Raw genomic sequence first — 26240 nt, 5'->3', positions numbered from 1 at the left:
CATGCCGTGGTCGTTGCGGCTGGCGGTCACGACGTCTCCAGCTCGCGGTCGATCAGGTCGAAGATGTTCTCGGCGGTGGCCGACTCGAGGTCGTCGTCGCCGCCGGCGTCGGACTGCCGCTCGTCCAGCCGGTCGAGCAGGCCGTGCAGCCGATCGGTGATCCGGCGGAACGCCTCGTCGGCCGGGTCGAGGCCGGCCAGCGCCGCCTCCAGCCGGTCGAGTTCCCGCCCGGCCGCCGCCGACGGGTCCGCCCCGTCGGCCGGGCCGAACTGCCCGGCCAGGTGCGTGGCGAGCGCGGTCGGCGTCGGGTTGTCGAAGACCAGCGTGGCCGGCAGCCGCAGCCCGGTGGCCGCGCCGAGCCGGTTGCGCAGCTCGACCGCGGTGAGCGAGTCGAAGCCGAGTTCCCGGAACGCCCGGGTCGGTTCGACGGCCGCCGGGGCGCCGTGGCCGAGGACGACGGCCACGTGCGACAGCACCAGGTCGCGCAGGGCGCGTACCCGCTTGTCGTCGCTCAGGCCGCGCAGCGTCTCGGCGAACGCCTGCCCGTCGGCGGCCTCACCGGCGGCGGCCCGGCGGCCGGCGGCGCGGACCAGCCCGGACAGCAGCGGGTGCACCGGCGCGCCGGCCGCCGCCGGCCCGGTGCTGATCTTCGCCGGCACCAGCACCGCCCGCTCGGACCGCCAGGCCGCGTCGAACAGGGCCAGCGCCTCGTCGGTGGAGAGGGCGGCCATGCCGCCCCGGTCGAGGCGGCGGATGTCGGCGGCGTCGAGGTGCCCGGTCATACCGCTGGCCTGCGCCCACCGGCCCCAGGCGAGGGAGACCGCCGGCAGGCCGAGGGCCCGCCGCTGCTCGGCGAGGGCGTCGAGGAACGCGTTGCCGGCGGCGTAGTTGCCCTGCCCGGGGCCGCCGAACACGCCGGCGGCGGCGGAGAAGAGCACGAACGCGGTCAGCTCGTGGTCGAGCGTGGCGCGGTGCAGGTGCCAGGCCGCGTCGATCTTCGGCCGCAGCACCGCGTCGAGGCGGTCGGGGGTGAGCGACTCGACGGTGGCGTCGTCGAGGACCCCGGCGGCGTGCACGACCGCCCGCAGCGGGTGTCGGGCGTCCACCATGGACAGCACGTCGGCGACGGCGTCCGGGTCGGTCAGGTCGGCGGCGACGATCGACACCTCCGCCCCGAGCGCCTTCAGGTCGGCCAGCAGCGCGTCGGCGCCCTCGGCGTCCGGGCCGCGCCGGCTGACCAGCAGCAGGTGCCGGGCGTCGTGCGCGGTGACCAGGTGCCGGCAGAGCAGCGCGCCGAGGGTGCCGGTGGCGCCGGAGACCAGCACGGTGCCGTCGAGCCGGGGCGGCTGCGGGATGCTCAGGGCGAGCTTGCCGACGTGCCGGGCCTGGCTGAGGAAGCGGAACGCCTCGGGGGCCCGCCGCACGTCCCAGTCGCGGCGGGGCAGCGGACGCAACGCGCCCGTGGCGAAGAGCGCCATCAGCTCGGCGAGCATCCGGCCGATGGCGTCCTGGCCGGCCTCGATGAGGTCGAAGACCTGGTAGCTGACCCCGGGGTGCTCGGCGGCGACCCGCTGCGGGTCGCGCTTGTCGGTCTTGCCCATCTCGACGAACCGTCCGCCGGGGGCCAGCAGCCGCAGCGACGCGTCGACGTACTCGCCGCTGAGGGCGTTGAGCACCACGTCGACGCCGCGCCCGCCGGTGCGGTCGCGAAACTCGTCGACGAAGTCGAGGGTGCGGGAGGAGGCGACGTGCGCGTCGTCGAAGCCGGTGGCCCGCAGCGCCGGCCACTTGCCGGGGCTGGCGGTGCCGTAGACCTCGGCGCCGAGGTGGCGGGCGATCTGCACGGCGGCCATGCCGACGCCGCCGGCCGCCGCGTGCACCAGCACCGACTCCCCCGCGCCGAGCCGGGCCAGCTCGACCAGCCCGTACCAGGCGGTCAGGAACACCACGGGCACGGTGGCGGCCTCCGCGTACGACCAGTCGTCGGGGATGCGCGTGACCAGCCGGTGGTCGGTGACCGCGACCGTGGCGAAGGAGCCGGAGAAGAGGCCCGTCACCCGGTCGCCGGGCGCGACGCCGGTGACGCCGGGGCCGACCTCGAGCACCACGCCGGCGCCCTCGTTGCCCAGCACCTCCTGGTCGGGGACCATGCCGAGGGTCAGCACCACGTCGCGGAAGTTGAGCCCGGAGGCGCGCATCGCGACCCGGACCTGCCCCGCCGGCAGCGCCTCGGTGACCTCCGGGCAGGGCAGCACGGCCAGGTTCTCCAGGGTGCCCTTCTCGGTGACGTCGAGCCGCCACGGCACGTCGTCGCCGGGCAGCGGCAGCACCCCGGCGTCCCGGGCCCGGACCAGCCGGGGGGCGAGCAGCGCGCCGTCGCGGACCGCGACCTGCGGCTCGCCGGCGGCGACGGCCTCAGGGACGGCCGCCAGGGAGATGGCGGCGGCGTCGGTGTCGAGCAGCGTGAACCGGCCGGGATGTTCGGCCTGCGCCGACCGGACCAGCCCCCACACGGCGGCCCGGGCGAGGTCGCGGGGGGCTTCGCCGGGGGCCGCGCCGACCGCACCGGTGGTGTGCAGGACCAGGCGGGCGCGGTCCAGCCGGGGCTCGCCGAGCCAGCCCTGCACGAGCGCGAGGGCGTCGCGGGCGGCGTCGTGCGCGGCCTCGTCGGTCCGCGCCGGGTCCGTCGGGGCACTCCCGGTCCCGGTCGTGGCGGCCTCGTGGATCCGCGCCGGGTCCGCGTCGCTACGTGCCGCGACGACCACGTCGGGTACGTCCCCGGTGGGCCCGATCGCGGCGACCAGCGCCGCCAAATCGCGGTGGCTGGTCACCGGGTGGCCGGCGGCGGTCAGCGCGGCGGCGAGGCCGAGAGGGTCGTCGCCGAGCACCGCCCAGCCGGTGGTCGACGCCGCCGGGTCGGCCGGCTGCGGCAGCGGCGTCCAGTCCAGGTGGAACAGTGCGGTGCGGCGCAGGGCGGCTGCCTCATCGGCGCGGCCGGCGGCGACCGGGCGGAAGGTCAGCGACTCCACGGTGGCGACGGGCTGCCCGGCGGTGTCGGCGAGGGTGACCGCGACGGTGTCCGGGCCGAGCGACCGCAGCCGCACCCGCAGCCGGGTGGCGCCGTGGGCGTGCAGGCCGACGGTGCGGAACGCGAACGGCATCCAGCCCGTCCCGGTGGCGTCACCGTCGCCCAGCAGGTCGGTCAGGCCGCAGGCCTGCAGTGCCGCGTCGAAGAGCGCCGGGTGCAGCCCGAACCGGGGCGCGTCGGCGGCCACCTCGTCGGGCAGGGCCACCTCGGCGTACACCTCGTCGGCGCCGCGCCAGACCCGGCGCAGGCCCCGGAAGGCGGGGCCGTAGGCGAGGCCCCCGGCGGCCATCTCGGCGTACCAGGCGTCCAGGTCGGCGTCGACCTCGACGGCGTCGGCGGGCGGCCACTGTCCGGGTACGACGAGCGGGGTGGGCAGGTGCGGCAGGAGCAGCCCTTCGGCGTGGCGGGTCCAGGTGTCGCCGGCGGCCTCGGGGCGGGAGTGCACGGTGACGGTCCGCTCGCCGGTGTCGTCGGGCGCGCCGACGCGTACCTGCACCTGCACGGCCCCACCGGCGGGCAGGACGAGCGGGCTGATCAGGGTGAGGTCGCCGAGCTGGCCGGCGTCGACCTCGTCGCCGGCCCGGATGACCATGTCGACCAGGCCGGTCCCGGGGACGATCACCGCCCCACCGACCGCGTGGTCGGCGAGCCACGGGTGGGTACGCGCCGACAGCCGCCCGGTGAGCACCACCGTCTGGTCGTCGGCGACGGCGATGGCGGCGCTGAGCAGGGGGTGCCCGGCGTCCTGGAGGCCGGCGGAGCCGACGTCGCCGCCCCGGTGCGCCGACGGCCGCAGCCAGTAGCTGCCCCGGTCGAAGGCGTAGGTGGGCAGTGGCACGGTGTCGGTGCCGGCGAGGACGCGGGTGAGGTCGACGGGTAGGCCGATGGTGTGGGCGGTGGCGAGGTTGGTCAGTAGCCGGGTCGCATCGTCGTCGCCTCGGCGGAGGCTGCCGAGGGTGTGTCCGGGGGTGTCGGTGTCGTCGAGGATCGCGGTGACCGGCATGGTGAGCACCGGGTGAGGGCTGATCTCGACGAACGTGGTGTGCCCGGCGCCGATCGCGGTACGCACGGCGGGGTCGAACTGCACGGTCTGACGCAGGTTGTCGTACCAGTAGTCGGCCGTCATGGTGGCCGGGTCGACCCAGTCGCCGGTCAGGGTGGAGACGAGCCGGACGTGGCCGGGCTGCGGGGTGATGTCGGCGAGGTCGGCGCGGAGTTGTTCGGCGACCTCCTGCACGGCCGCCGAGTGGGAGGCGTAGTCGACGGGGATCAGCCTCGCGCGGATACCGTCGGCCTGACAGGCGTCGACCAGATCCGCCACCGGCTGCGGCGGACCCGACACCACCACCGTCGACGGGCCGTTCACGGCAGCGATCCCGACTCCCTCGAAGGCCGGCAGCCGCTCGGCCACTGCGTCAGCGGGCAGGTCGATCGAGGCCATCGTGCCCGTGCCGCGCAGCACCGCGAGCGCGCGCGAGCGCAGCGCCACGGTCTTCGCCGCGTCGTCGAGGGTGAGGATCCCGGCCACACAGGCCGCACCGATTTCCCCCTGCGAGTGCCCGATCACGGCTTGCGGCGTCACACCGACGTGCTGCCACACCGCCGCCAAGGCGATGCCGACGGCCCACAGCACGGGCTGCACCACCTCGACCCGCTCCAGCCACGACTCGTCCTCGCCCGTGAGCACCGAGACCAGGTCCACGTCCAAGTACGGGGCGAGGGCCTGCTGGCACTCGGCGAGCTTCGCGTCGAACACCGGCGTCCGGCCGACCAGACCGGCGGCCATCCGCGCCGACTGCGCCCCCTGACCCGGGAACACGAACACCGGACCCGCGCCGTGACCCGACACCGTCCCCGACACCACAGGGGACGCCGGCAGACCGGCCGCGACGGCGTCCAGACCCGACAGCAGCTCCTCCACGCGCGACCCGACCACCACCGCCCGCTGGTCGAACACCGACCGCGTCGTCGCCAGGGACCACCCCACCGCAGCAGGATCCACACCCTCGGCCTGCCCGCGCACGTGCCCGGCCAGCCGGGCGGCCTGACCCGCCAGCGCCGCCTTCGACCGCGCCGACACCGGCCACACCGACACCGCCGCGTCGACCAGCCCCGGGGCGGTCGCGACGACGGCCGGGTCGGCGGGTTCGTCGGCCGCCTCGATGATCACGTGGGCGTTGGTGCCGGACATGCCGAACGACGACACCGCCGCCCGGCGTGGGCGGTCCACCGCCGGCCACGGCCGCGCCTCGGTGGCGAGTTCCACCGCCCCGGCGGTCCAGTCGATGTGGTGCGACGGCGCGTCGACGTGCAGCGTCGCCGGCACCAGGCCGTGCCGCATCGCCTGCACCATCTTGATCACACCGGCGACCCCGGCGGCGGCCTGGGTGTGCCCGATGTTGGACTTGATCGAGCCGAGCAGCAGCGGCGCGTGCCCGTCGCGGTCCTGCCCGTACGTGGCCAGCAACGCCTGCGCCTCGATCGGGTCACCGAGGGTGGTGCCGGTGCCGTGCGCCTCCACCACGTCCACGTCCACCGTCGACAGCCGGGCCGAGGCGAGCGCCTGCCGGATCACCCGCTGCTGCGACGGGCCGTTCGGGGCGGTCAGCCCGTTGGACGCGCCGTCGGAGTTGACCGCGCTGCCCCGCACGATCGCGAGGACCGGGTGGCCGTTGCGGCGGGCGTCGGAGAGCCGCTCGACGAGGAGCACACCGACGCCTTCGCCCCAGCCGGTGCCGTCGGCGGCGGCGGCGAAGGGCTTGCAGCGGCCGTCCGCGGCGAGGGCACGCTGGCGGGAGAACTCGGCGAAGGTGCCGGGGGTGGCCATCACGGTGACGCCGCCGGCCAGGGCCAGGTCGCACTCGCCGCGCCGGAGCGCCTGCACCGCCAGGTGCAACGCCACGAGCGACGACGAACACGCCGTGTCCACCGACACCGCCGGCCCCTCCAACCCCAACGCGTACGCCACCCGACCGGACACGACGCTCGCGGCGTTGCCCGTACCGGCGAAGCCCTCCACCTCGTCGGTGGCGAGCATCAACAGGGCCCCATAGTCCTGGCCGTTGGTGCCCACGAACACCCCTGTTCGTGAACCCCGCAACCCCGCCGGGTCGACCCCTGCCCGCTCCACCGCCTCCCACGACGTCTCCAGCAGCAACCGCTGCTGCGGGTCCATCGCCTGGGCCTCACGGGGGCTGATGCCGAAGAACCCGGCATCGAAGTCGGGGGCACGGTGCAGGAATCCGCCCTGGTCGGCGTAGCTGGTGCCGGGGTGGTCGGGGTCGGGGTCGAAGAGGCGGTCGAGGTCCCAGCCCCGGTTGGTGGGGAAGTCACCGACGGCGTCGACCCCGTCGGCGACGAGCCGCCACAGCTGCTCGGGGTCGTCGACGCCGCCCGGGTAGCGGCACGACATGGCGACGACGGCGACCGGCTCGTCGGAGTCGACGGTGGACACGACGGCCGCCGGGGCGTCCCCGGTGGCGTCGCCGACCAGCGCGGCGAGCAGGAAGCGGGCCAGCACGACCGGGCTGGGGTGGTCGAAGACCAGCGTGGTGGGTAGGGCCCGCCCGGTCGCGGCGACGAGCCGGTTGCGCAGCTCCACGGCGGTCAGCGAGTCGAAGCCGAGGTCCCGGAACGCGGTGCCGGCCGGAACGGCGGCGGCCCCGCCGTCGTGGCCGAGCACGTCGGCGGCGAGGTCCCGGATCAGCTCGGTGACGTGCTCCTCCCGCCGGGCCGGGGTCAGCTCGGCCAGCCGGCGGCGCAGGGTCGCGGCGGGCCCGTCGTCATCGTCGTCGGCGGGCACACCGCCGTCGAGGGCGGCCTTCGCCTCGGGTACGCCGTCCAGCAGCGGCCGCCGCCGGGCGGAGGCGTACGCGGGGGCGAACCGGCTCCAGTCGACGTCGGCGACGGTGAGGGTGACGTCGTCGTGGTCGAGGGCCTGCCGCAGCGCGTCCATCGCCACGGCGGGGTCCATCGCGGGCACGCCCCGACGACGCAGCTGCCGGTCGGAGTCCGCGCCGTGCATGCCGCCGTCGGACCAGGGGCCCCAGGCGATCGCGGTGCCGGCCCGCCCGTCGGCGCGGCGCTGCTGCACGAGCGCGTCGAGGTACGCGTTGCCGGCGGCGTACCCGGCCTGCCCGGCGCTGCCCCAGGTGGCGGCGATGGACGAGTAGACGACGAAGGCGTCCAGCTCCCGGTCGGCGAGCAGGTCGTGCAGGTGCGCGGCGCCGGCGGTCTTGCCGGCGGTCACCTCGGCCAGTTCGGCGGGGGTGACCTGCGCCAGCGGGGTGGTCTGGGCGACGCCGGCGGTGTGCACGACGACGCGTACGGGCGGGCCGTCGGCCTCGACCCGGTCGAGCAGGGCGGCGAGGGCGGCCCGGTCGGCGATGTCGCAGGCGGCGACGGTGACCCGGGCGCCGAGGCCGGTCAGCTCGGCCTCCAGCTCCGCCGCCCCGGGGGCGTCGGGGCCGCGCCGGCTGACCAGCACGACGTGGGCGGCCCCGGCGGCGGCGAGCCAGCGGGCGGCGCGGGCGCCGAGACCACCGGTGCCGCCGGTGACCAGGGCGGTCCCGGCGGGCGCGAAGCGGCGTACCGGGGGGCGGTCGCCGAGGCCGGCGCGGACCAGGCGGCGGACGAAGACGCCGGGTCCGCGTACCGCGAACTGGTCCTCGCCGTCGGTGGCGGTGAGGATCGCGGCGAGCCGGCCGGCGGCGCGGGCGTCGGGGTGGGCCGGCAGGTCGACGAGCCCGCCCCAGCGGTGCGGGGCCTCGACGCCGACCACCCGGCCGAGGCCCCAGTGCGCGGCCTGCGCGGGGTCGGTGAGCCGGTCGTAGGCCGCGGCGGCGACCGCGCCCCGGGTGACCAGCCACAGCGGCGCGGCGAGGTCGGCGTCGCCGGCGGCCTGGGCGAGGGCGAGGGTGGCGGTGAGGCCGGGCAGCGCGGCGCTGTCGGCGGCGGCCGGCTCCCAGGCGAGCAGGGAGACGATCCCGGCGGTGTCGGTGCCGGTGAGGACGGCGGCAAGGGCGGCCCGGTCGACGTCGGGGGCGACGGGCAACGCCGTCACGTCGGCGCCGGCGGCGGTGAGGGCAGCACGCACGGCGCGCACGGCGGGGTCGTCGTCGAGACCGGCGGGGACGGCCAGCAGCCAGGCCCCGGTGAGGCGGCCGGCGGCGGGTTCCGCGGCGACCTGCCACTCGGCCCGGTACCGCCAGCCGTCGAGCAGGGAGTGCGCCTGCCGCTGCCGGCGCCAGTCGGCGAGGACGGGCAGCAGGGTACGCAGCGACTCGGCGGCGGCCTCGTCGTCGACGGCGAGGGTGTCGCGCAGCGCGTCGAGGTCGGCGCGTTCGACGGCCTCCCAGAACCGCCGGTCGAGCAGGCCCGGGGCGGCGGTGGTGGCGGCCGGGTCGGCGGGGGCCTCGGCGGGCACCCAGTAGTGCTGCCGCTCGAACGGGTAGGTGGGCAGGTCGACGAGGCGGCCGGGCCGGTCGGCGAAGAGCTCCGCCCAGCGGACCGGGGTCCCAGCGACGTGCAGCTGGGCCAGCGCGGTGAGCAGGACGCGACGGTCGGGGCGGTCGCGGCGCAGCACCGGCACCACGACGGCGGGGGCGACGTCCGGCGCGGCGCCGACGGTGGCGAGGGTCTCCTCGGTGGGCGCGGTGAGGACGGCGTCGGGGCCGACCTCGACGAAGGTGCCGACACCGTGGGCGCGCAGGGTACGGACGCCGTCGGCGAAGCGGACGGCCTCGCGCACGTGCCGCACCCAGTAGCCGGCCGTGCGGATCTCGTCGGGGTCGGCGAGCGCGCCGGTCAGGTTGGACACCACCGGCAGGGTGGGCGCGCGCAGGTCGAGCCCGTCGGCGACGGCGGCGAACTCGGCCAGCATCGGCTCCATCAGCGGGCTGTGGAAGGCGTGGCTGACCCGCAGCCGGCGGACCTTCACCCCCCGTCCGGTCCAGAGTTCGGCCAGCTCGTCGACGGTGTCGGCGGCGCCGGAGACGACCACGGCGGTGGGGCCGTTGACGGCGGCGACGGCGACCCGGTCGGTCCGCCCGGCCAGCGACGCGGCCACCTCGGCCTCGGTCGCGGCGATCGCGAGCATCGCCCCGCCGGTGGGCAGCGCCTGCATGAGCCGGCCCCGGGCGGCGACGAGCGCGCAGGCGTCGTCGAGAGTGAGCACGCCGGCCACGTGGGCGGCGGTGATCTCGCCGATGGAGTGCCCGGCGACGAGGTCGGGCGTGATGCCCCAGCAGTCGAGGAGCCGGTGCAGGGCGACCTCGACGGCGAAGAGGCCGGCCTGGGTGAACAGGGTCTGGTCCAGCAGCGCGGCGTCGTCGGTGCCGGCCTCGGCGAAGAGCACCGTCCGCAGCGGCTTCGGCAGCCGGTGGTCGAGGTGGGCGCAGACCTCGTCGAGGGCCTGCGCGAAGACGGGGTACGCGGCGGCCAGCTCGCGGCCCATGCCGGCGCGCTGCGCGCCCTGCCCGGAGTACAGGAAGGCGACGGCGCCCCGGTCGGCGGCGACGCCGGTGACCAGTCCGGCGGCGGGCCGGTCGTCGGCGAGGGCGGTCAGCGCGGCCAGCGCGGCGTCGCGGTCGTCGGCGAGGACGACGGCGCGGTGCTCCAGCGGCGACCGGGAGGTCGCGGAGGTCCAGGCGACGTCGGCGGTACGCAGGCCGGGGTCGGCGGCCAGGTGCGCGGACCAGCGTTCGGCCTGGCGGCGCAGCGCGGCCCGGGTACGGCCGGTGAGCAGCACCGGCACCGGCGCGGACGACTCCGGCCGGTCGGCCTCGGCGGGGACCGGCTCGGGCTGTTCGAGGATGAGGTGGGTGTTGGTGCCGCTCATGCCGAACGAGGAGACGGCGGCGCGGCGCGGGCGCTCCACGGCCGGCCACGCGGTGGGCTCGGTGACCAGGGTGACCGCGCCGGTGGTCCAGTCGACGTGCGGGGTGGGCGCGTCGACGTGCAGGGTGGCGGGCACGGTGCCGTGCCGCATCGCCATGACCATCTTGATGATCCCGGCGATGCCGGCGGCGGCCTGGCTGTGCCCGATGTTGGACTTGATCGAACCGAGCAGCAGCGGCGCGGCGTCCCCACGGTCCTGCCCGTACGTGGCCAGCAGCGCCTGCGCCTCGATCGGGTCGCCGAGCGTGGTGCCGGTGCCGTGCGCCTCGACCACGTCGACCAGGTCGGGGGTGAGCTTCGCGCCGGCCAGCGCCTGCCGGATCACCCGTTGCTGGGCGGGGCCGTTGGGGGCGGTCAGCCCGTTGGAGGCGCCGTCCTGGTTGACGGCGGAGCTGCGGATGATCCCGAGGACGGGGTGACCGTTGCGGCGGGCGTCGCTGAGCCGTTCGAGCAGCAGCATGCCGACGCCCTCGGACCAGCCGGTGCCGTCGGCGGCGGCGGCGAACGACTTGCACCGCCCGTCGGCGGCGAGGCCGCGCTGCCGGGAGAACTCGACGAACGGGCCGGGAGTGGCCAGCACGGTGGCCCCGCCGGCCAGGGCGAGGGAGCATTCGCGCTGGCGCAGCGCCTGGCAGGCGAGGTGGACGGCGACCGACGACGACGAGCAGGCGGTGTCCACGGTGACCGTGGGCCCTTCGAGGCCGAAGGTGTAGGCGAGCCGGCCGGAGACGACGCTGGCGGCGGTGCCGGTGAGCACGTAGCCCTCGACGCCGGGGGCGCGGTGCAGCACGGCGGCGTAGTCCTGCCCGGAGGTGCCGACGAAGACGCCGGAGCGGCTGCCGCGCAGCGACAGCGGGGCGATGCCGGCGCGTTCGAACGCCTCCCAGGTGACCTCCAGCAGCAGCCGCTGCTGCGGGTCCATGGCCACGGCCTCCCGCGGCGAGATGCCGAACAGGGCGGCGTCGAAGCGGCCGGCGTCGTAGAGGAACCCGCCGGCGGCGGTGTACGAGGTGCCGGGGTTGTCGGGGTCGGGGTGGTGCAGCCGGTCGAGGTCCCAGCCCCGGTCGGTGGGGAACTCGCCGACGGCGTCCCCGCCGGCCGACACGAACGACCACAGGTCCTCGGGCGAGGCGATGCCGCCCGGGTAGCGGCAGCTCATCGCGACGATGGCGACCGGCTCGGACTCCTCGGCGGTGACCTCGCGCAGCCGTTGGCGGGTCTGGTGCAGCTCGGCGATGACCCGCGTCAGGTACTCGCGCAGCCTTTCTTCGTCCGCCATGGTTGATCTCGCTCCCTCGTTCTCCACCGGTACGTGACGCGCGTGACTCAGGAAAGCCCGAGGTCCCTGTCCACAAGATCGAAAAGCTCCTGGTTGCTGGCCACCCGCAACCGGTCGGCGACCTCGGCGGCCTCCTCGGGCCGCTCGGTCTCCCCCCGCTCGGCGGCACCGAGGCGTTCCAGCAGCCGGTGCAGCCGCATGGTGACCCGCACCCGGCCCAGGTCGTCCTGCTCGCGCCGGACGAGGGCGGCCTCCAGCTGGTCCAGCTCCTCGACCGTCGGCAGCGTCTGCACCGACGCCTCGCTGACCAGTTCGGCGCGCAGGTGCTCGGCGAGGGCCTGCGGGGTCGGGTAGTCGAACACCACCGAGCTGGCCGGGTGCAGGCCGGTCGCCGCCGCCAGCCGGCCGCGCAGCTCCACGGCGGTCAGCGAGTCGAAGCCGAGGTCACGGAACGGCCGGTCGGCCTCCAGGGCGTACGGGCTGTCGTGGCCGATGACCTCCGCGGCGGCGGTGCGGACCAGGTCGACCAGGAGCCGGTTCTGCTCGGCGGCGGTGAGGTCGGCCAGCCGCTTGCGCAGGCCGGTGCGGACCTCGTCGCCGCCGTCGGCGGCCGGGTCGGGGCCGGTGCGCAGCGCCGCCACCTCGGGCAGGTCGCTGATCAGCGGGCGCGGCCGGGCGGAGGCGAAGACCGGGGCGAAGCGGGCCCAGTCGACGTCGGCGACGGTGAGCACCGTGCCGTCGCCCGTCACGGCGGCGCGCAGCGCGGCCATCGCGGGCTCCCGGTCCAGCAGGGAGACGCCGCGGCGGCTCATCGCCACCGCGTGCTCGTCGCTGACCATGCCGCCGCCGGCCCACGGCCCCCAGTTGACCGAGACCACCCGGGCCCGGCCGGCGGGCCGGGACTGCGCCCACGCGTCGAGGAAGGCGTTGCCGGCGGCGTACGCGCCGTGGTCGCCGACGCCCCACGCGGCGGCGATGGAGGAGAAGTAGACGACCAGCTCCAGCGCCTCCGGGTCGAGGAACTCGTCGAGGTGGCGGGCCCCGGCGGTCTTGCCGGCGACCACGTCGGCGAGTTCGTCGGGGTCGACCACGCGCACCGGGTTGAGCCGGCCCACGCCGGCGGCGTGCACCACCGCCCGGACGGTCTCGCCGTCGCGGCGCAGCCCGTCGACGAGGGCGGCGACGGCGTCCCGGTCGGCCAGGTCGCAGCCGACGACGCGGGCCTGCGCGCCGAGGTCGGCCAGCTCGGCCAGGGTGTCGGCGACGCCGGGGGCGTCCGGGCCGCGCCGGCTGACCAGGATGAGCCGGCGGGCGCCGTGCCGAGCGAGCCAGGCGGCGGCGTACCGGCCGATCGCGCCGGTGCCGCCGGTGACCAGCACGGTGTCCGGTGGCTGCCAGGCCGGGGTGTCGGGCAGCGCGCCGCGCGCGGCGCGGGCGAGACGGCGCAGGTGCACCCCGGGCGGACGGACGGCGAGCTGGTCCTCGGCGTCGGTGTTGGTCAGCGCCCGCAGCAGGTGCTCCCCGGCGGCCGGGTCGAGGACGGCCGGCAGGTCGAGCAGGCCACCCCAGTGGGCCGGGTGTTCGAGGGCGGTGACCAGGCCGAGGCCCCAGGTGGTGGCCTGCGCGGGGTGGGCGACCGGGTCACCGGCGCCGGTGCTGACGGCCTGCCGGGTGAGCAGCCAGAGCGGCCCGGCCGGGGCGGCGTCGGTGACCGCCTGGATCAGGGCGAGGTTGCCGGTGAGGCCGGCCGGCACGGCCGGGTGCGCGGGGTGCGGCCCCTCGTCGAGGGCGAGCAACGAGACGATCCGGGTGCCGGGGTCGGCGGCGAGCTGTCCGGCCAGCCCGGCGCGGGTGACCGTCGCCGGGTCGACGGCGAGGGTGCGGACCGTGCCGCCGTGCGCGCCGAGCAGCCCGGCGAGCCACTCCCCGACCTCGGTGGCGGGGCGGTCGGTGGCCGGGTGGCCCACGCGGTCGGCGGTGTCGGGGCCGGGGCTGGCGGTCGCGGTGTCGGGGCCGGGGCTGGCGGTCGCGGCGGCGAGGCCGGTCGTGGCGGAGCTGTCGGTGGGGACGACGAGCAGCCAGTCGCCGGTGGCGGGACCGGCGGTGAGCTGCCGCTGCGGCCAGGTGATCCGGTAGCGCCAGCCGTCGACCAGCGTGTCGGTCTGCCGCTGCCGGTGCCACGTCGCCAGGGTGGACAGTTGGCCGCGCAGCGGCCGGTCCGGGTCGACACCGAAGCGGGCGGCCAGCCCGTCGCCGTCCTCGTCGGCCACCGCCTGCCAGAACGCCTCGTCGGCGGGGCCGGCGACCGGGGCGGCCGGCTCGGCGGTGCGTACCACGTCGCCGTCGCCGACCGGCCAGAACCGCTGGCGCCGGAAGGCGTACGTGGGCAGGGCGACCGGCTCGGCGGCGGGCAGCAGCGCCGCCCAGTCGAGGCGTACGCCGTGGCAGTGCAGCCGGGCCAGCGCGCCGAGCAGGGCCGCGGCCTCGCCCCGGCCGGGCCGTTGCACGCCGGTGACCAGGGTGCGCCCGCCGGGCGGCAGCGCGTCGGCGGCCAGCGCGGTGAGCACGGTGTCGGGCCCCACCTCCAGCAGCGTGGACACGCCGAGCGAGTGCAGCTGGGTGACGGTGTCGGCGAACCGGACGGCCTCCCGGACGTGCCGCACCCAGTAGTCGGGGGTGCAGAGCAGCTCGGGGTCGGCGACCCGGCCGGTCAGGTTGGACACCACCGCGACGGTCGGCGGCGCGTAGTCCAGGCCGGCGGCGACGGCGGCGAACTCGGCCAGCATCGGCTCCATCAGCGGGCTGTGGAAGGCGTGGCTGACGTTGAGCCGCTTGGTGCGTACGCCGAGGGCGGTGAAGTGCGCGGCCAGCTCGGCGAGCGCGTCGGCGGCGCCGGAGACGACCACGGCGGTGGGCCCGTTGACGGCGGCGACGGCGACCCGGTCGGCGTACGGGGTGAGGGTGTCGGTGACCTCGGCCTCGCCGGCGGCGACGGCGAGCATCCCGCCGCCGGCCGGCAGCGCCTGCATGAGCCGGCCCCGGTTGCCGACCAGCGTGCACGCGTCCGGCAGGGTGAGCACGCCGGCCACGTGGGCGGCGGTGATCTCCCCGACGGAGTGCCCGGCGACCAGGTCGGGGACGATCCCCCAGCTCTCCAGGAGCCGGTGCAGCGCCACCTCGACGGCGAAGAGGCCGGCCTGGGTGAAGACGGTGTGGTCCAGCAGGGCGGCGTCGTCGGTGCCGGCCTCGGCGAAGAGCACCTCCTTGAGCGGCCGGGGCAGGTGGGCGTCGAGGTGCTGGCAGCACTCGTCGAGCGCCTCGGCGAACGCGGGGAAGGTCCGGTACAGCTCCCGACCCATCCCGGCGTGCTGGGCGCCCTGCCCGGAGAAGAGCACGGCGAGGGTGCCGGGTTCGGCGACGTCCCGGGTGAGGGCGGGGTGGCTCTGCCCGGCGGCGAGCGCCCGCAGCCCGGCCACGTACGTCTGACGGTCGGCGGCGAGCAGCACGGCCCGCTGCCGCAGCGGTGAGCGTGCGGTGGCCAGCGCCCGGGCGACGGCGGTGTCGGTGTCGGGTGCGCCCGACGCCCAGTCGGCGAGCCGGGCGGCCTGGGCGCGCAGCCCGTCCTCGTCGTGACCGGAGACCGCCCAGGGCAGCACGGGCAGCGCCGCGACCGGGTGCGGCGGGTCCTCGGGCTCGTCGGTGTCGTCGGGGGCCTGTTCGAGGATGACGTGGGCGTTGGTGCCGCTGACCCCGAACGCGGACACCGCGGCCCGGCGCGGGCGGCCCGCCTCGGGCCACGGGGTCGGTTCGGCGAGCAGCGCCACGGCGCCCTCGGCCCAGTCGACGTGCGGGGTCGGCTCGTCGACGTGCAGGGTGGGCGGCAGCACGTCGTGCTGGAGCGCCATCACCATCTTGATCACGCCGGAGACGCCGGCGGCGGCCTGGGTGTGGCCGATGTTGGACTTGATCGAGCCGAGCAGCAGCGGCCGGTCGGCGGGCCGGTCCTGCCCGTACGTGGCGAGCAGGGCCTGCGCCTCGATCGGGTCGCCGAGGCGGGTGCCGGTGCCGTGCCCGTCGACGGCGTCGACGTCGGCGGGGGTGAGCCCGGCGTTCGCGAGGGCCTGCCGGATGACCCGCTGCTGGGCTGGTCCGTTCGGGGCGGTGAGGCCGTTGGACGCGCCGTCCTGGTTGGTGGCGGAGCCGCGGACCACGGCGAGCACCCGCCGGCCGTCGCGGCGGGCGTCGGAGAGCCGTTGCAGGAGCACCAGGCCGGCCCCCTCGCCCCAGCCGGTGCCGTCGGCCGCCCCGGCGAACGACTTGCACCGGCCGTCGGCGGCGAGGCCGCGCTGTCGGGCGAACTCCAGGAACGGGCCGGGGGTGGCCATCACGGTCACCCCGCCGGCGACGGCCATGTCGCACTCGCCGGAGCGCAGCGACTGCACGGCCAGGTGCAGCGCGACCAGCGACGACGAGCACGCGGTGTCGACGGTGACGGCGGGGCCCTGCAGGCCGAAGGTGTAGGAGAGCCGGCCGGAGACCACCGCCGCCGCGTTGCCGGTCGCCTGGTAGCCCTCGGTCTCGGCCTTCGCGGCCATCAGCAGGGTGGCGTAGTCCTGGCCGTTGGTGCCGACGAAGACGCCGGTGCTGCTCTCCCGCATGTCGGCGGGGGCGATGCCGGCGCGTTCGAACAGCTCCCAGCCGGTCTCCAGCAGCAGCCGCTGCTGCGGGTCCATGACCAGCGCCTCGCGTGGGGAGATGCCGAACAGGCCGGCGTCGAAGCCGCCGACGTCGGTGACGAAGCCGCCCTCGCGCACGTACGAGGTGCCGGGGGTGTCGGGGTCGGGGTCGTAGATGGCGTCGAGGTCCCAGCCCCGGTCGGCCGGGAACCCGGCGATCGCGTCGCGGCCCTCGGCGACCAGCCGCCACAGCTCCTCGGGGGTGCCGACCCCGCCCGGGTAGCGGCAGCTCATCGCGACGATGGCGACGGGTTCGTCGAGGGCGGCGGCGGCCCGGGTGGGCGCGGCGCTCTGCTCGGTGACGCCGAGGATGCGGTCTGCCAGCCAGGCGGCGAGCAGCGCCGGGGTGGGCCGGTCGAAGACGAGGGTGGCGGGCAGCCGCAGCCCGACGGCCTCACCGAGGCGGTTGCGCATCTCGACGGCGCTGAGCGAGTCGAAGCCGATCTCCCGGAACGGTCGGTCGGCGCCGACGGCCTCGGCGGAGGCGTGCCCGAGCACCGCGGCGGCGTGCACCCGGACCAGTTCCAGCAGGGTGCGGCGGCGCTCCGGCTCGGCGAGCCCGGCGAGCCGGCCGCGCAGCGGGGACGCCTCGGCGGGCTCGTCGTCGTCGCGGGTCCGGGCGGCGGCGACGATCCGGGCCACCTCGGGGATGTCCTCGATCAGCGGCCGGGGGCGGGTCAGCGCGAAGGTCTGGTGGAACCGGTCCCAGGCGATGTCGGCGACGGTGAGGGTGGCCTCGTCGTGGGCGAGGGCCTGGGCGAGCACGGAGACGGCCAGCTCGGGGCGCATCGGGCGGACGCCGGAGCGGAACATCTGGTCGGCGGCGCCGTCGGTCTCCAGCATGCCGCCGCCGTCCCACGCGCCCCAGGCCACGGCGGTGGCGGCGAGGCCACGACGGCGGCGGTCCTCGGCGAGGGCGTCGAGGAAGGCGTTGCCGGCGGCGTAGCCGCCCTGCAGACCGCCGCCCCAGACGCCCGCGCCGGAGGAGAAGAGCACGAACGCGGCGGCGTCGCCGAAGACCGCGTCGAGGTTGACCGCGCCGGCGACCTTGGCGTGCAGTCCGTCGGCCAGTTCGGCGAGGTCGGTGTCGGCGAGCGGGCCGGCGTGGGCGACGCCGGCGGCGTGGAACACCGCGTCGACCCGGACGCCGTCGGTGGCGAGGCGGTCGGCGAGGTCCCGCAGCGCGGCGGCTTCGGCCACGTCGCAGGCGGCCATGGTGACGGTCGCGCCGAGCCCGGTCAGCTCGGCCTCCAGCTCGGCGGCGCCGGCCGCGGCGGGGCCCTGCCGGCTGGTCAGCACCAGGTGCGACGCGCCCGCGCGGGCCAGCCAGCGGGCCACGTGCGCGCCGAGCGAGCCGAGGCCGCCGGTGACCAGGGCGGTGCCGGTGGGCCGCCAGCCGGTGTCGTCCGGGGTGCTCTCCACGGCGGCGCGGACCAGCCGGCGGGCGAACAGGCCGGAGGGGCGTACGGCGACCTGGTCCTCGTGGTCGGCGCCGGTGAGGGCGGCGGCGAGCCGGCCCCGCGAGCGCCGGTCCAGGACGGGCGGCAGGTCGACCAGGCCGCCCCACCGGTCGGCGTGTTCCAGGGCGGCGACCCGGCCGAGTCCCCAGACCAGGGCCTGCCGGGGGTGGTCCAGCGGGTCGGCGCGGCCGGTGGAGACGGCGCCCCGGGTGGCGCACCAGAGCGGGGCGGTGATCCCGGCGTCGCCGAGGGCCTGCACCAGGGCGAGGGTGCCGGCGAGGCCGGCGGGGACGACGGGCCGGTCCGGGTGGGCGGCCTCGTCGAGGGCGAGCAGGGACAGCACGCCGGTGACGGTGTCGGCGTCGACGGCGGCGAGCTGCCCGGCCAGCGTCCGGCGGTCGGGTGCGGCGACGGTCACCGGGAGCACGTCGGCCCCGGCCTCGCCGAGGGTCTGCACGACCTGCCCGACCAGCGGGTCACCGGCGTACGCGGCGGGCGCGACGAGCAGCCACGTCCCGCCGGTCGAGGTGCCGGTGGCGGCGGTGAGCGGCTTCCACCGCACCCGGTAGCGCCAGGCGTCCACGGTGGACTCGTCGCGGCGGCGCTGCCGCCAGGAGGAGAGCACCGGCAGGGCGTCGCCGAGCGTGCGGGCCTCGGCCTCGTCGACGCGCATCGTGGCGGCGAGCGCCTCGGCGTCGGCGCGTTCGACGGCGTCCCAGAACTGCCGGTCGACCGGGTCCTCGGCGGCGGTCGCCGGGCCGGTGCGTACGGGCGCCTCCGGCCAGTACCGCTGGCGGTGGAAGGCGTACGTGGGCAGCGGCACGGCCGGGCCGCTGCGCACCCCGCAGACGGCGTTCCAGTCGGCCTCGACGCCCCGCACGTGCAGTTCGGCCAGGGCGGTGAGCAGCCGGGGCCAGCCGCCGGCGCCCCGGCGCAGCGTGTTGACCACGGCCGCGTCGTGCTCGCCGGCGTCGATCGTCTCCTGCATGCCGAAGCTGAGCACCGGGTGCGGGCCGACCTCCAGGAAGACCTGGTGGCCGTCGTCGAGCAGGCTGCGTACGGCCCGTTCGAAGTTCACCGTCTCGCGCAGGTTGCGGTACCAGTAGCCGGCGTCGAGGGTGGCGGTGTCGGTCGGCTCGCCGGTCAACGCGGAGTAGAAGGGCAGCTCGGCGGGGCGGGCGGTGATCCCGGCGAGGCTGTCGAGCAGCCGGTCGGCGACGGCCTCGACCTGCGGCGAGTGGGAGGCGTAGTCGACGTCGATCGGGCGGGTCCGCACGTCGTCGGCCGCGCAGACGGCGAGCAGTTCGGCGAGGGCGTCGTGGTCGCCGGCGACCACCACCGAGCCGGGGCCGTTGACCACGGCGACGCAGAGCCGGCCCGACCAGCGGGTCAGCAGCTCGCGGGCCCGCTCGGCGGGCAGCGCCACGGAGACCATGCCACCGCGACCGGTGATGTCGACGAGCACCTGACTGCGCAGCGCGACGATCTTGGCGGCGTCCTCCAGGGAGAGCGCGCCGGCCACGCAGGCGGCGGCGATCTCGCCCTGCGAGTGCCCGACCACCGCGCCGGGACGGACGCCGAGCGAGCGCCACAGCCGGGCCAGGGACACCATCACCGCCCAGAGGGTGGGCTGCACCACGCCGGAGGCGACCAGCGGCGGGGCGTCCTCGGCGCCGCGCAGCACGTCGGTGAGGGACCAGTCCACCCAGGGCGCGAGGACGGCCTCGCACTCGGCGATGGACGCGGCGAACACCGGGGCGGTGTCCAGCAGTTCCACGGCCATGCCGGGCCACTGGGAGCCGTGCCCGGAGAAGACGAAGACGGGGGCGGTGTTGCGCAGCGCCGTCCCGGTCACGACCGTGGGGACGGTGTCGCCGTCGGCGAGCGCGGTGAGGCCCTGGGCCAGGTCGGCGTGGTCCTGGCCGAGCACGACGGCCCGGTGGCCGAACGCCGCCCGGGTGGTGGCGAGGGCGTACGACACCTCGGCCGGTTCGATCTCGGGGTGCGCGGCGAGGTGGGCGCGCAGCCGGACGGACTGCTCCCGCAGGGCGGCGCGGTCGGTGGCGGACAGCACCAGCGGCACCATCCCGGCGTCGGCGGCGGCGCCGGGGCGGGACTCGGCGGCGACGGCCGGCTCGGGCGCCTGCTCCAGGACGACGTGGGCGTTGGTGCCGGAGATGCCGAAGGAGGAGACGGCGGCGCGGCGGGGCCGGTCGACGGCGGGCCACGGGGTCGGCTCGGTGGCGAGGGTGACCGCGCCGGCGGTCCAGTCGATGTGCGGGGACGGCTCGTCCACGTGCAGGGTGGGCGGCACCAGGCCGTGCCGCAGCGCCTGGACCATCTTGATCACCCCGGCGACGCCGGCGGCGGCCTGGGTGTGCCCGAGGTTGGACTTGACCGACCCGAGCAGCAGTGGCCGGTCGGCGGGGCGGTCCTGCCCGTAGGTGGCGAGCAGCGCCTGCGCCTCGATCGGGTCGCCCAGCGTCGTGCCGGTGCCGTGCGCCTCGACGGCGTCGACGTCGACGGTGGACAGTCGGGCGTTTGCGAGGGCCTGCCGGATGACCCGCTGCTGGGACGGCCCGTTGGGGGCGGTGAGCCCGTTGGACGCGCCGTCCTGGTTGACGGCGCTGCCGCGCACGATGGCGTAGACCCGGCGGCCGTCGCGCTGGGCGTCGGAGAGGCGTTGGACCAGGAGCATACCGACGCCCTCGCCCCAGCCGGTGCCGTCGGCGGCGGCGGCGAACGACTTGCAACGGCCGTCGCGGGACAGGCCGCGCTGGCGGGAGAACTCGATGAACGTGCCGGGGGTCGCCATCACCGTCACGCCACCGGCCAGGGCGAGGTCGCACTCCCCCGACCGCAGCGCCTGCGCGGCGAGGTGCAACGCCACCAGCGACGACGAGCACGCCGTGTCGACGGTGACCGCCGGTCCTTCGAGGCCGAAGGTGTAGGCGACCCGCCCGGAGAGCACGCTGCCGGAGGTGCCGGTGCCGATGTAGCCCTCCACCTCGGCGGGCAGGTCCATCAGCCGGGAGGCGTAGTCGTGGTACATGACGCCGGCGAACACGCCGGTGCGGCTGCCGCGCAGCCGCTGCGGGTCCAGACCGGCGGACTCGAACGTCTCCCACGAGGTCTCCAGCAGCAGCCGCTGCTGCGGGTCCATGGCCAGGGCCTCACGCGGGCTGATGCCGAAGAAACCGGGGTCGAACTCGGCCGCGCCGTACAGGAACCCGCCGTGGCGGGCGTACGAGGTGCCGCTGTGGTTCGGGTCCGGGTCGAAGAGGGTGTCCAGGTCCCAGCCCCGGTCGGCGGGGAACTCGCTGATGCCGTCCCCGCCGGTGGCGAGCAGTTCCCAGAGCTGGTCGGGGTTGTCCGCCCCACCGGGGAACCGGCAGGCCATGCCGACGATGGCGATCGGCTCGTCGAGTCCGGTGGTGCTGGCCGGGTCGGTGGGGGTGACGGTGGCGGAGCGCGCGCCGGTCAGCTCGGCGTACACCTGACCGGCGAGGATCTGCGGGGTCGGGTAGTCGAAGACCAGCGTGGAGGCCAGCCGCAGCCCGGTCGCCGCGTTGATCCGGTTACGCAGGTCCACCGCGGTCAACGAGTCGAAACCCAGCTCCCGGAACGCCCGGTCGGCGGGCACCGCGTCCGCGCCACCGTGCCCGAGCACCTGCGCGACCAGGCCCCGGACCAGAGCGTCGACCTGGTCGCGGGCGTCCTGCGGGTCCAGCCCGGCGAGCCGGTCGGCCCAGTTGCCCGTGCCGGCCTGCCGGCGGGTGGAGACCGGCCCGAGCAGCACCCGCAGCATCGACGGCACCCGGCCGGCGACCACCCGGGCGCGCATCGTCGCCACGTCGATCGCGGCCGGCACCGGGGCCGGCCGGCCGGTGGCGAGGGCGGCGTCGAAGAGTGCCAGACCGGTGGCGACGCTCATCGGGGTGATGCCGGCCCGGGTGGACCGGGCCCGGTCGGTGTCGCCGACCGTGGCGGCCATGCCGGTGGTGTCCCACATCCCCCAGGCCAGGCTGACCGCCGGCAGGCCGGCCCGCCGGCGGTGCGCGGCGAGCGCGTCGAGGAACGTGTTCGCGGCGGCGTACGCGGCCTGCCCGGGTGAGCCGAGCACCCCGGCGACCGAGGAGAAGACGACGAACAGGTCGAGGTCGCGGTCCCGGGTGGCCTCGTGCAGCCACCAGGCGGCGGTCGCCTTCGGGGCGAGTACCCCGGCCAGCCGGTCCGCGCTGATCGCCGTGACCACCCCGTCGTCGAGCACGCCGGCGGTGTGCACCACGCCGGCCAGCCGGCCGGGCACACCCGCGACCAGCGCGGCGACCCGCTCCGGGTCGGTCACGTCGGCGGCGACGACCTCGACCCGGGCGCCCAGGTCGGTCAGCCGCCCGGTCAGCTCGGCCGCGCCGGGGGCGTCGGGGCCCTGCCGGGACACCAGCAGCAGCGACCGCGCCCCGTGCCCGGTGACCAGATGCTCGGCCACCAGCGCGCCGAGCGCGCCGGTGCCGCCGGTGACCAGCACGGTGCCGTCGCCGAGCCCCGGCGGGCCGTCTGCCGGGGCCGGGACGCGGACCAGGCGCGGGGTGAGCACCTGGCCGTCGCGCAGCGCCACCTGCCCACCGGTGCCGGCGGCCTCGTCGGCGACGCCGGCCAGCACGGCCAGCGTGGCGGCGTCGGGGTCCGTGTCGAGGTCGGCCAGGACGATGCGGTCCGGGTGCTCGGACTGCGCCGAACGCAGCAGCCCCCAGACGGCGGCGCCGGCCAGGTCGGTGACCGGGTCGGTGTCGCGGGCCGGCACCGCGCCCCGGGTGAGCACCACCAGCCGGGAGTCGGCCAGCGCGTCGGCGGCCAGCCACGCCTGGAGCACGCCGAGCACGTCGGCGGTGACGGCGGGCACGGCCTCGGGCAGCTCCGTCCCGGCCGGGGCGGTCACCGGCAGCACCAGGGCGGTCGGCGGCTCCTCCCCCGCGTCCACGGCGGCGAGCACCGCCGCCACGTCCGGGTGGGCGGGCAGCTCCGCCGGGTTCGGCCGGTCCGCCGCGGCGAGCAGCACCCACCCGGTCAGGTCCTCGACGGCTCCGACGTCCTCCGGCTGCCAGGTGACCTCGAACAGCGAGCGGGTCGCCACGCCGGGGGCGGTCAGGCCGGTCAGCTCCCGCAGCACGAGGGCGTCCACGGACACCACCGGCGCGCCGGCCGGGTCGGTGGCGACCAGCCGCACCGTGTCGCCGTCGCGGGTCAGCCGCACCCGCAGCGCCGCCGCCCCGGCGGCGTGCACCTGCACGCCGGAGAACGCGAACGGCACCCGGGGGCCGCCGTCCGCGCCGGCCAGCAGCAGCCCGACCGGGTGCAGGGCGGCGTCCAGCAGCGCGGGGTGCACCCCGAACGTGCCGGCCTGCCCGGCGGCCTCCTCGTCCAGGGCGACCTCGGCGTACACCTCGCCGTCGCCGGTCCAGAGCCGACGCAGGCCCCGGAACGCGGGACCGTAGCCGAGGCCGCGCCCGGCGAGGGTGTCGTACCACTCGGCGAGGTCCACCTCGGTGGCCGCGACGGGCGGCCAGACGCCGAGGCCGGGCTCGTCGCCGTCGGCGGGCGCCAGCACGCCCTCGGCGTGCCGGACCCAGCCGGCGTCGGGGTCGTCCTCGGACTGGGCGTGCACGGTCACCGCGCGCAGGCCCACGTCGTCGGCCGCGCCGACGCGCACCTGGACCCGGACCCCGCCGGTCCCGGGCAGGGCCAGCGGCGCGACGACGGTCAGCTCCCGTACCCGGGACGCGCCGATCTCGTCGCCGGCCCGTACGACCAGCTCGACCAGCGCGGTGCCGGGCAGCACCACCACCCCGGCGACCGCGTGGTCGGCGAGCCACGGGTGGGTGGCCAGGGCCAGCCGGCCGGTGAGCAGCACCATGTCCTCGCCGGCCACGGAGACCGCCGCGCCGAGCAGCGGGTGCCCGGCCGCGCCGAGCCCGGCGCCGGTGACGTCGGCGATCCGCCCCACCGGCTCCAGCCAGTACCGCTCGTGCTGGAACGCGTACGTGGGCAGGTCGACCCGGCGGGCGCCGACGCCGTCGAGCAGGGCGTCGAAGTCGACGGGCAGACCGTCGGCGTGCAGCCGGGCCAGCGCCTCCAGCAGGGCGCGGGACTCGGGCCGGTCCTTGCGCGACAGCGGCACCAGCACGGTGGACGGGTCGGTCAGGCAGCTCTGCGCCATGGCGGTGAGCACGCCGCTGGGGCCCAGCTCGACGTACGTGCCGACGCCGGCCTCGGCGAGCCGGTCGACGGCGTCGGCGAAGCGGACCGCCTCCCGCACGTGCCGCACCCAGTAGTCGGGGGTGCACAGCTGCTCCGCCTCGGCGATCCGGCCGGTCAGGTTCGACACGATCGGCACGGTGGGCGGCCGGAAGTCGAGTCCGGCGGCGACGGCGGCGAACTCGGCGAGCATCGGGTCCATCAGCGCGCTGTGGAAGGCGTGGCTGACCCGCAGCCGGTGGGTGAGGGCGCCCCGCTCGCGCCAGATCCGCTCCACCTCGTCGACCGCCTCGGCGTCGCCGGAGACGACGACGGCGGTGGGGCCGTTGACGGCGGCGACGCCGATCCGGCCGGGGACGCCGGCCAGCGACTCCACCACGGACGCCTCGTCGGTGGCGACGGCGAGCATCGCGCCGCCGGTGGGCAGCGCCTGCATCAGCCGGCCCCGCGCGGCGACCAGGGTGGCCGCGTCGGCGAGGGAGAGCACCCCGGCGACGTGCGCGGCGGCCAGCTCACCGATGGAGTGCCCGACCAGGAAGTCGGGGCGCAGGCCGAACGAGCCGGCGAGGCGGAACAGGGCGACCTCGACGGCGAACAGGGCGGCCTGGGTGAAGACGGTCTGGTGCAGCAGGTCGGCGTCGTCGGTGCCGGCCTCGGCGTGCATCACCTCGCGCAGCGGGCGCGGCAGGTGCTCATCGAGCGCGGCGCAGACCTCGTCCAGGGCGGCGGCGAAGACCGGGTACGCCTCGGCCAGCTCGCGGCCCATGCCGGCGCGCTGGGCGCCCTGGCCGGAGAAGAGGAACGCGACCCGGCCCCGGGGCGTGGCGTGGCCGGTGAGCACCGACGCGGCCGGCTCGCCGTCGGCCAGCGACCGCAGCCCGGCGAGCAGGTCGGCGCGGTCGGCGGCGAGCACCACGGCACGCCGGTCCAGCCCGGCGCGGCTGCGCGAGGACGCGGCGACGTCGACCGGACGGACGGACTCGTGGGCGGCGAGGAACGCGGCCCAGCGACCGGCCTGTGCGGCGAGGGACTGCGGGCTGCGGGCCGACAGCAGGACGGGCACCAGCGGCGGCACGGCGGCGGACGACGGCGGCTCGGCCTCCTCGACGGCGGGGGCCTGTTCGAGGATGACGTGGGCGTTGGTGCCGGAGATGCCGAACGACGACACGGCGGCCCGGCGGGCCCGGTCGGCGGCCGGCCAGGGCCGGGCCTCGGTGAGCAGTGCGACCGCCCCGGCGGACCAGTCGATGTGCGGCGACGGGGCGTCGACGTGCAGGGTGGCCGGCAGCACGCCGTGCCGGATCGCCATCACCATCTTGATCAGGCCGGCGACCCCGGCGGCGGCCTGGGTGTGCCCGAGGTTGGACTTGACCGAGCCGAGCCAGAGCGGCTGCGTGCCGTCGCGGTCCTGCCCGTACGTCGCCAGCAGCGCCTGTGCCTCGATCGGGTCGCCGAGGGTGGTGCCGGTGCCGTGCGCCTCGACGGCGTCCACGTCGGCGGGGGCGAGCCGGGCGTTGGCCAGCGCCTGCCGGATCACCCGCTCCTGGCTGGGCCCGTTCGGGGTGGTCAGGCCACTGCTCGCGCCGTCCTGGTTGACCGCGCTGCCCCGGATCACCGCGTGGATGCGCCGGCCGTCGCGTTGGGCGTCGGAGAGCCGTTGCAGCAGCAGCACCCCGACGCCCTCGGCCCAGCCGGTGCCGTCGGCGGCGGCGGCGAACGACTTGCACCGCCCGTCGGGGGCGAGGCCGCGCTGGCGGGAGAACTCGGCGAAGACGCCGGGGGTGGACAGCACGGTGACGCCGCCGGCCAGGGCGAAGTCGCAGTCGCGCTGGCGCAGCGCCTGCACGGCCAGGTGCACGGCGACCAGCGAGGACGAGCAGGCGGTGTCGACGGTGACCGCCGGCCCTTCCAGCCCGTACGTGTAGGCGACCCGGCCGGAGACGAGGCTGCCGGAGTTGCCGGTGCCCAGGTACCCCTCGACACCTTCGGGCAGGTCCAGCACCCGGGAGGCGTAGTCGTGGTACATGACGCCGGCGAAGACGCCGGTGCGGCTGCCGCGCAGCCGCTGCGGGTCCAGGTCGGCGGACTCGAACGCCTCCCAGGCGCTCTCCAGCAGCAGCCGCTGCTGCGGGTCCATGGCCAGCGCCTCGCGCGGGCTGATGCCGAAGAAGCCGGGGTCGAACCCGGTGGCGTCGTAGAGGAAGCCACCCTGGTCGGTGTACGAGGTGCCCGGGTTGTCGGGGTCGACGTGGAACAGCCGTTCCAGGTCCCAGCCCCGGTCGGTCGGGAAGTCGCCCCGCCCTTCGCGGCCGGCGGCGACGAGGTCCCACAGGTCGTCGGGGCCGCGTACCCCGCCGGGGAACCGGCAGGCCATGCCGACGACGGCCATCGGCTCGCGGTCCTTCGCCTCCACCTCGCGCACCCGCCGCCGTGCCTCGCGCAGGTCGGCCGTGGCGCGCCGGAGGTAGTCGAGGAACTCTTCCTCAGTGGGCATCGGGCCACTCCGTATCGGGATCAGAGGTCCG

At 76.9% G+C, this 26240-nt stretch carries 1 protein-coding gene and 1 pseudogene; both read right to left on the bottom strand.

All coding sequences use genetic code 11. The annotated features are described in order from the left end of the window. Positions 1 to 26: 26 nt before the first annotated feature. Positions 27 to 11225 (bottom strand): annotated as a pseudogene (locus tag GA0070614_RS28390) (type I polyketide synthase); the annotation flags it as partial. 86 nt (positions 11226 to 11311) lie between these two features. Continuing rightward, complete coding sequence (locus tag GA0070614_RS28385) at positions 11312 to 26209, bottom strand: type I polyketide synthase (protein WP_088978820.1); 14898 nt, start codon at positions 26207 to 26209, stop codon at positions 11312 to 11314. Between the last annotated feature and the right edge of the window lie 31 nt (positions 26210 to 26240).

The sequence above is a fragment of the Micromonospora coxensis genome, assembly GCF_900090295.1.
In the GTDB taxonomy this organism is placed as follows: Bacteria; Actinomycetota; Actinomycetes; order Mycobacteriales; family Micromonosporaceae; genus Micromonospora; species Micromonospora coxensis.
This window is presented reverse-complemented; position numbering and strand designations above follow the sequence as displayed.

Coding starts and splice junctions, on each gene's coding strand:
- GA0070614_RS28385 (WP_088978820.1), bottom strand. CDS start 26,209: ATGCCCACTGAGGAAGAGTTCCTCGACTACCTCCGGCGCGCCACGGCC.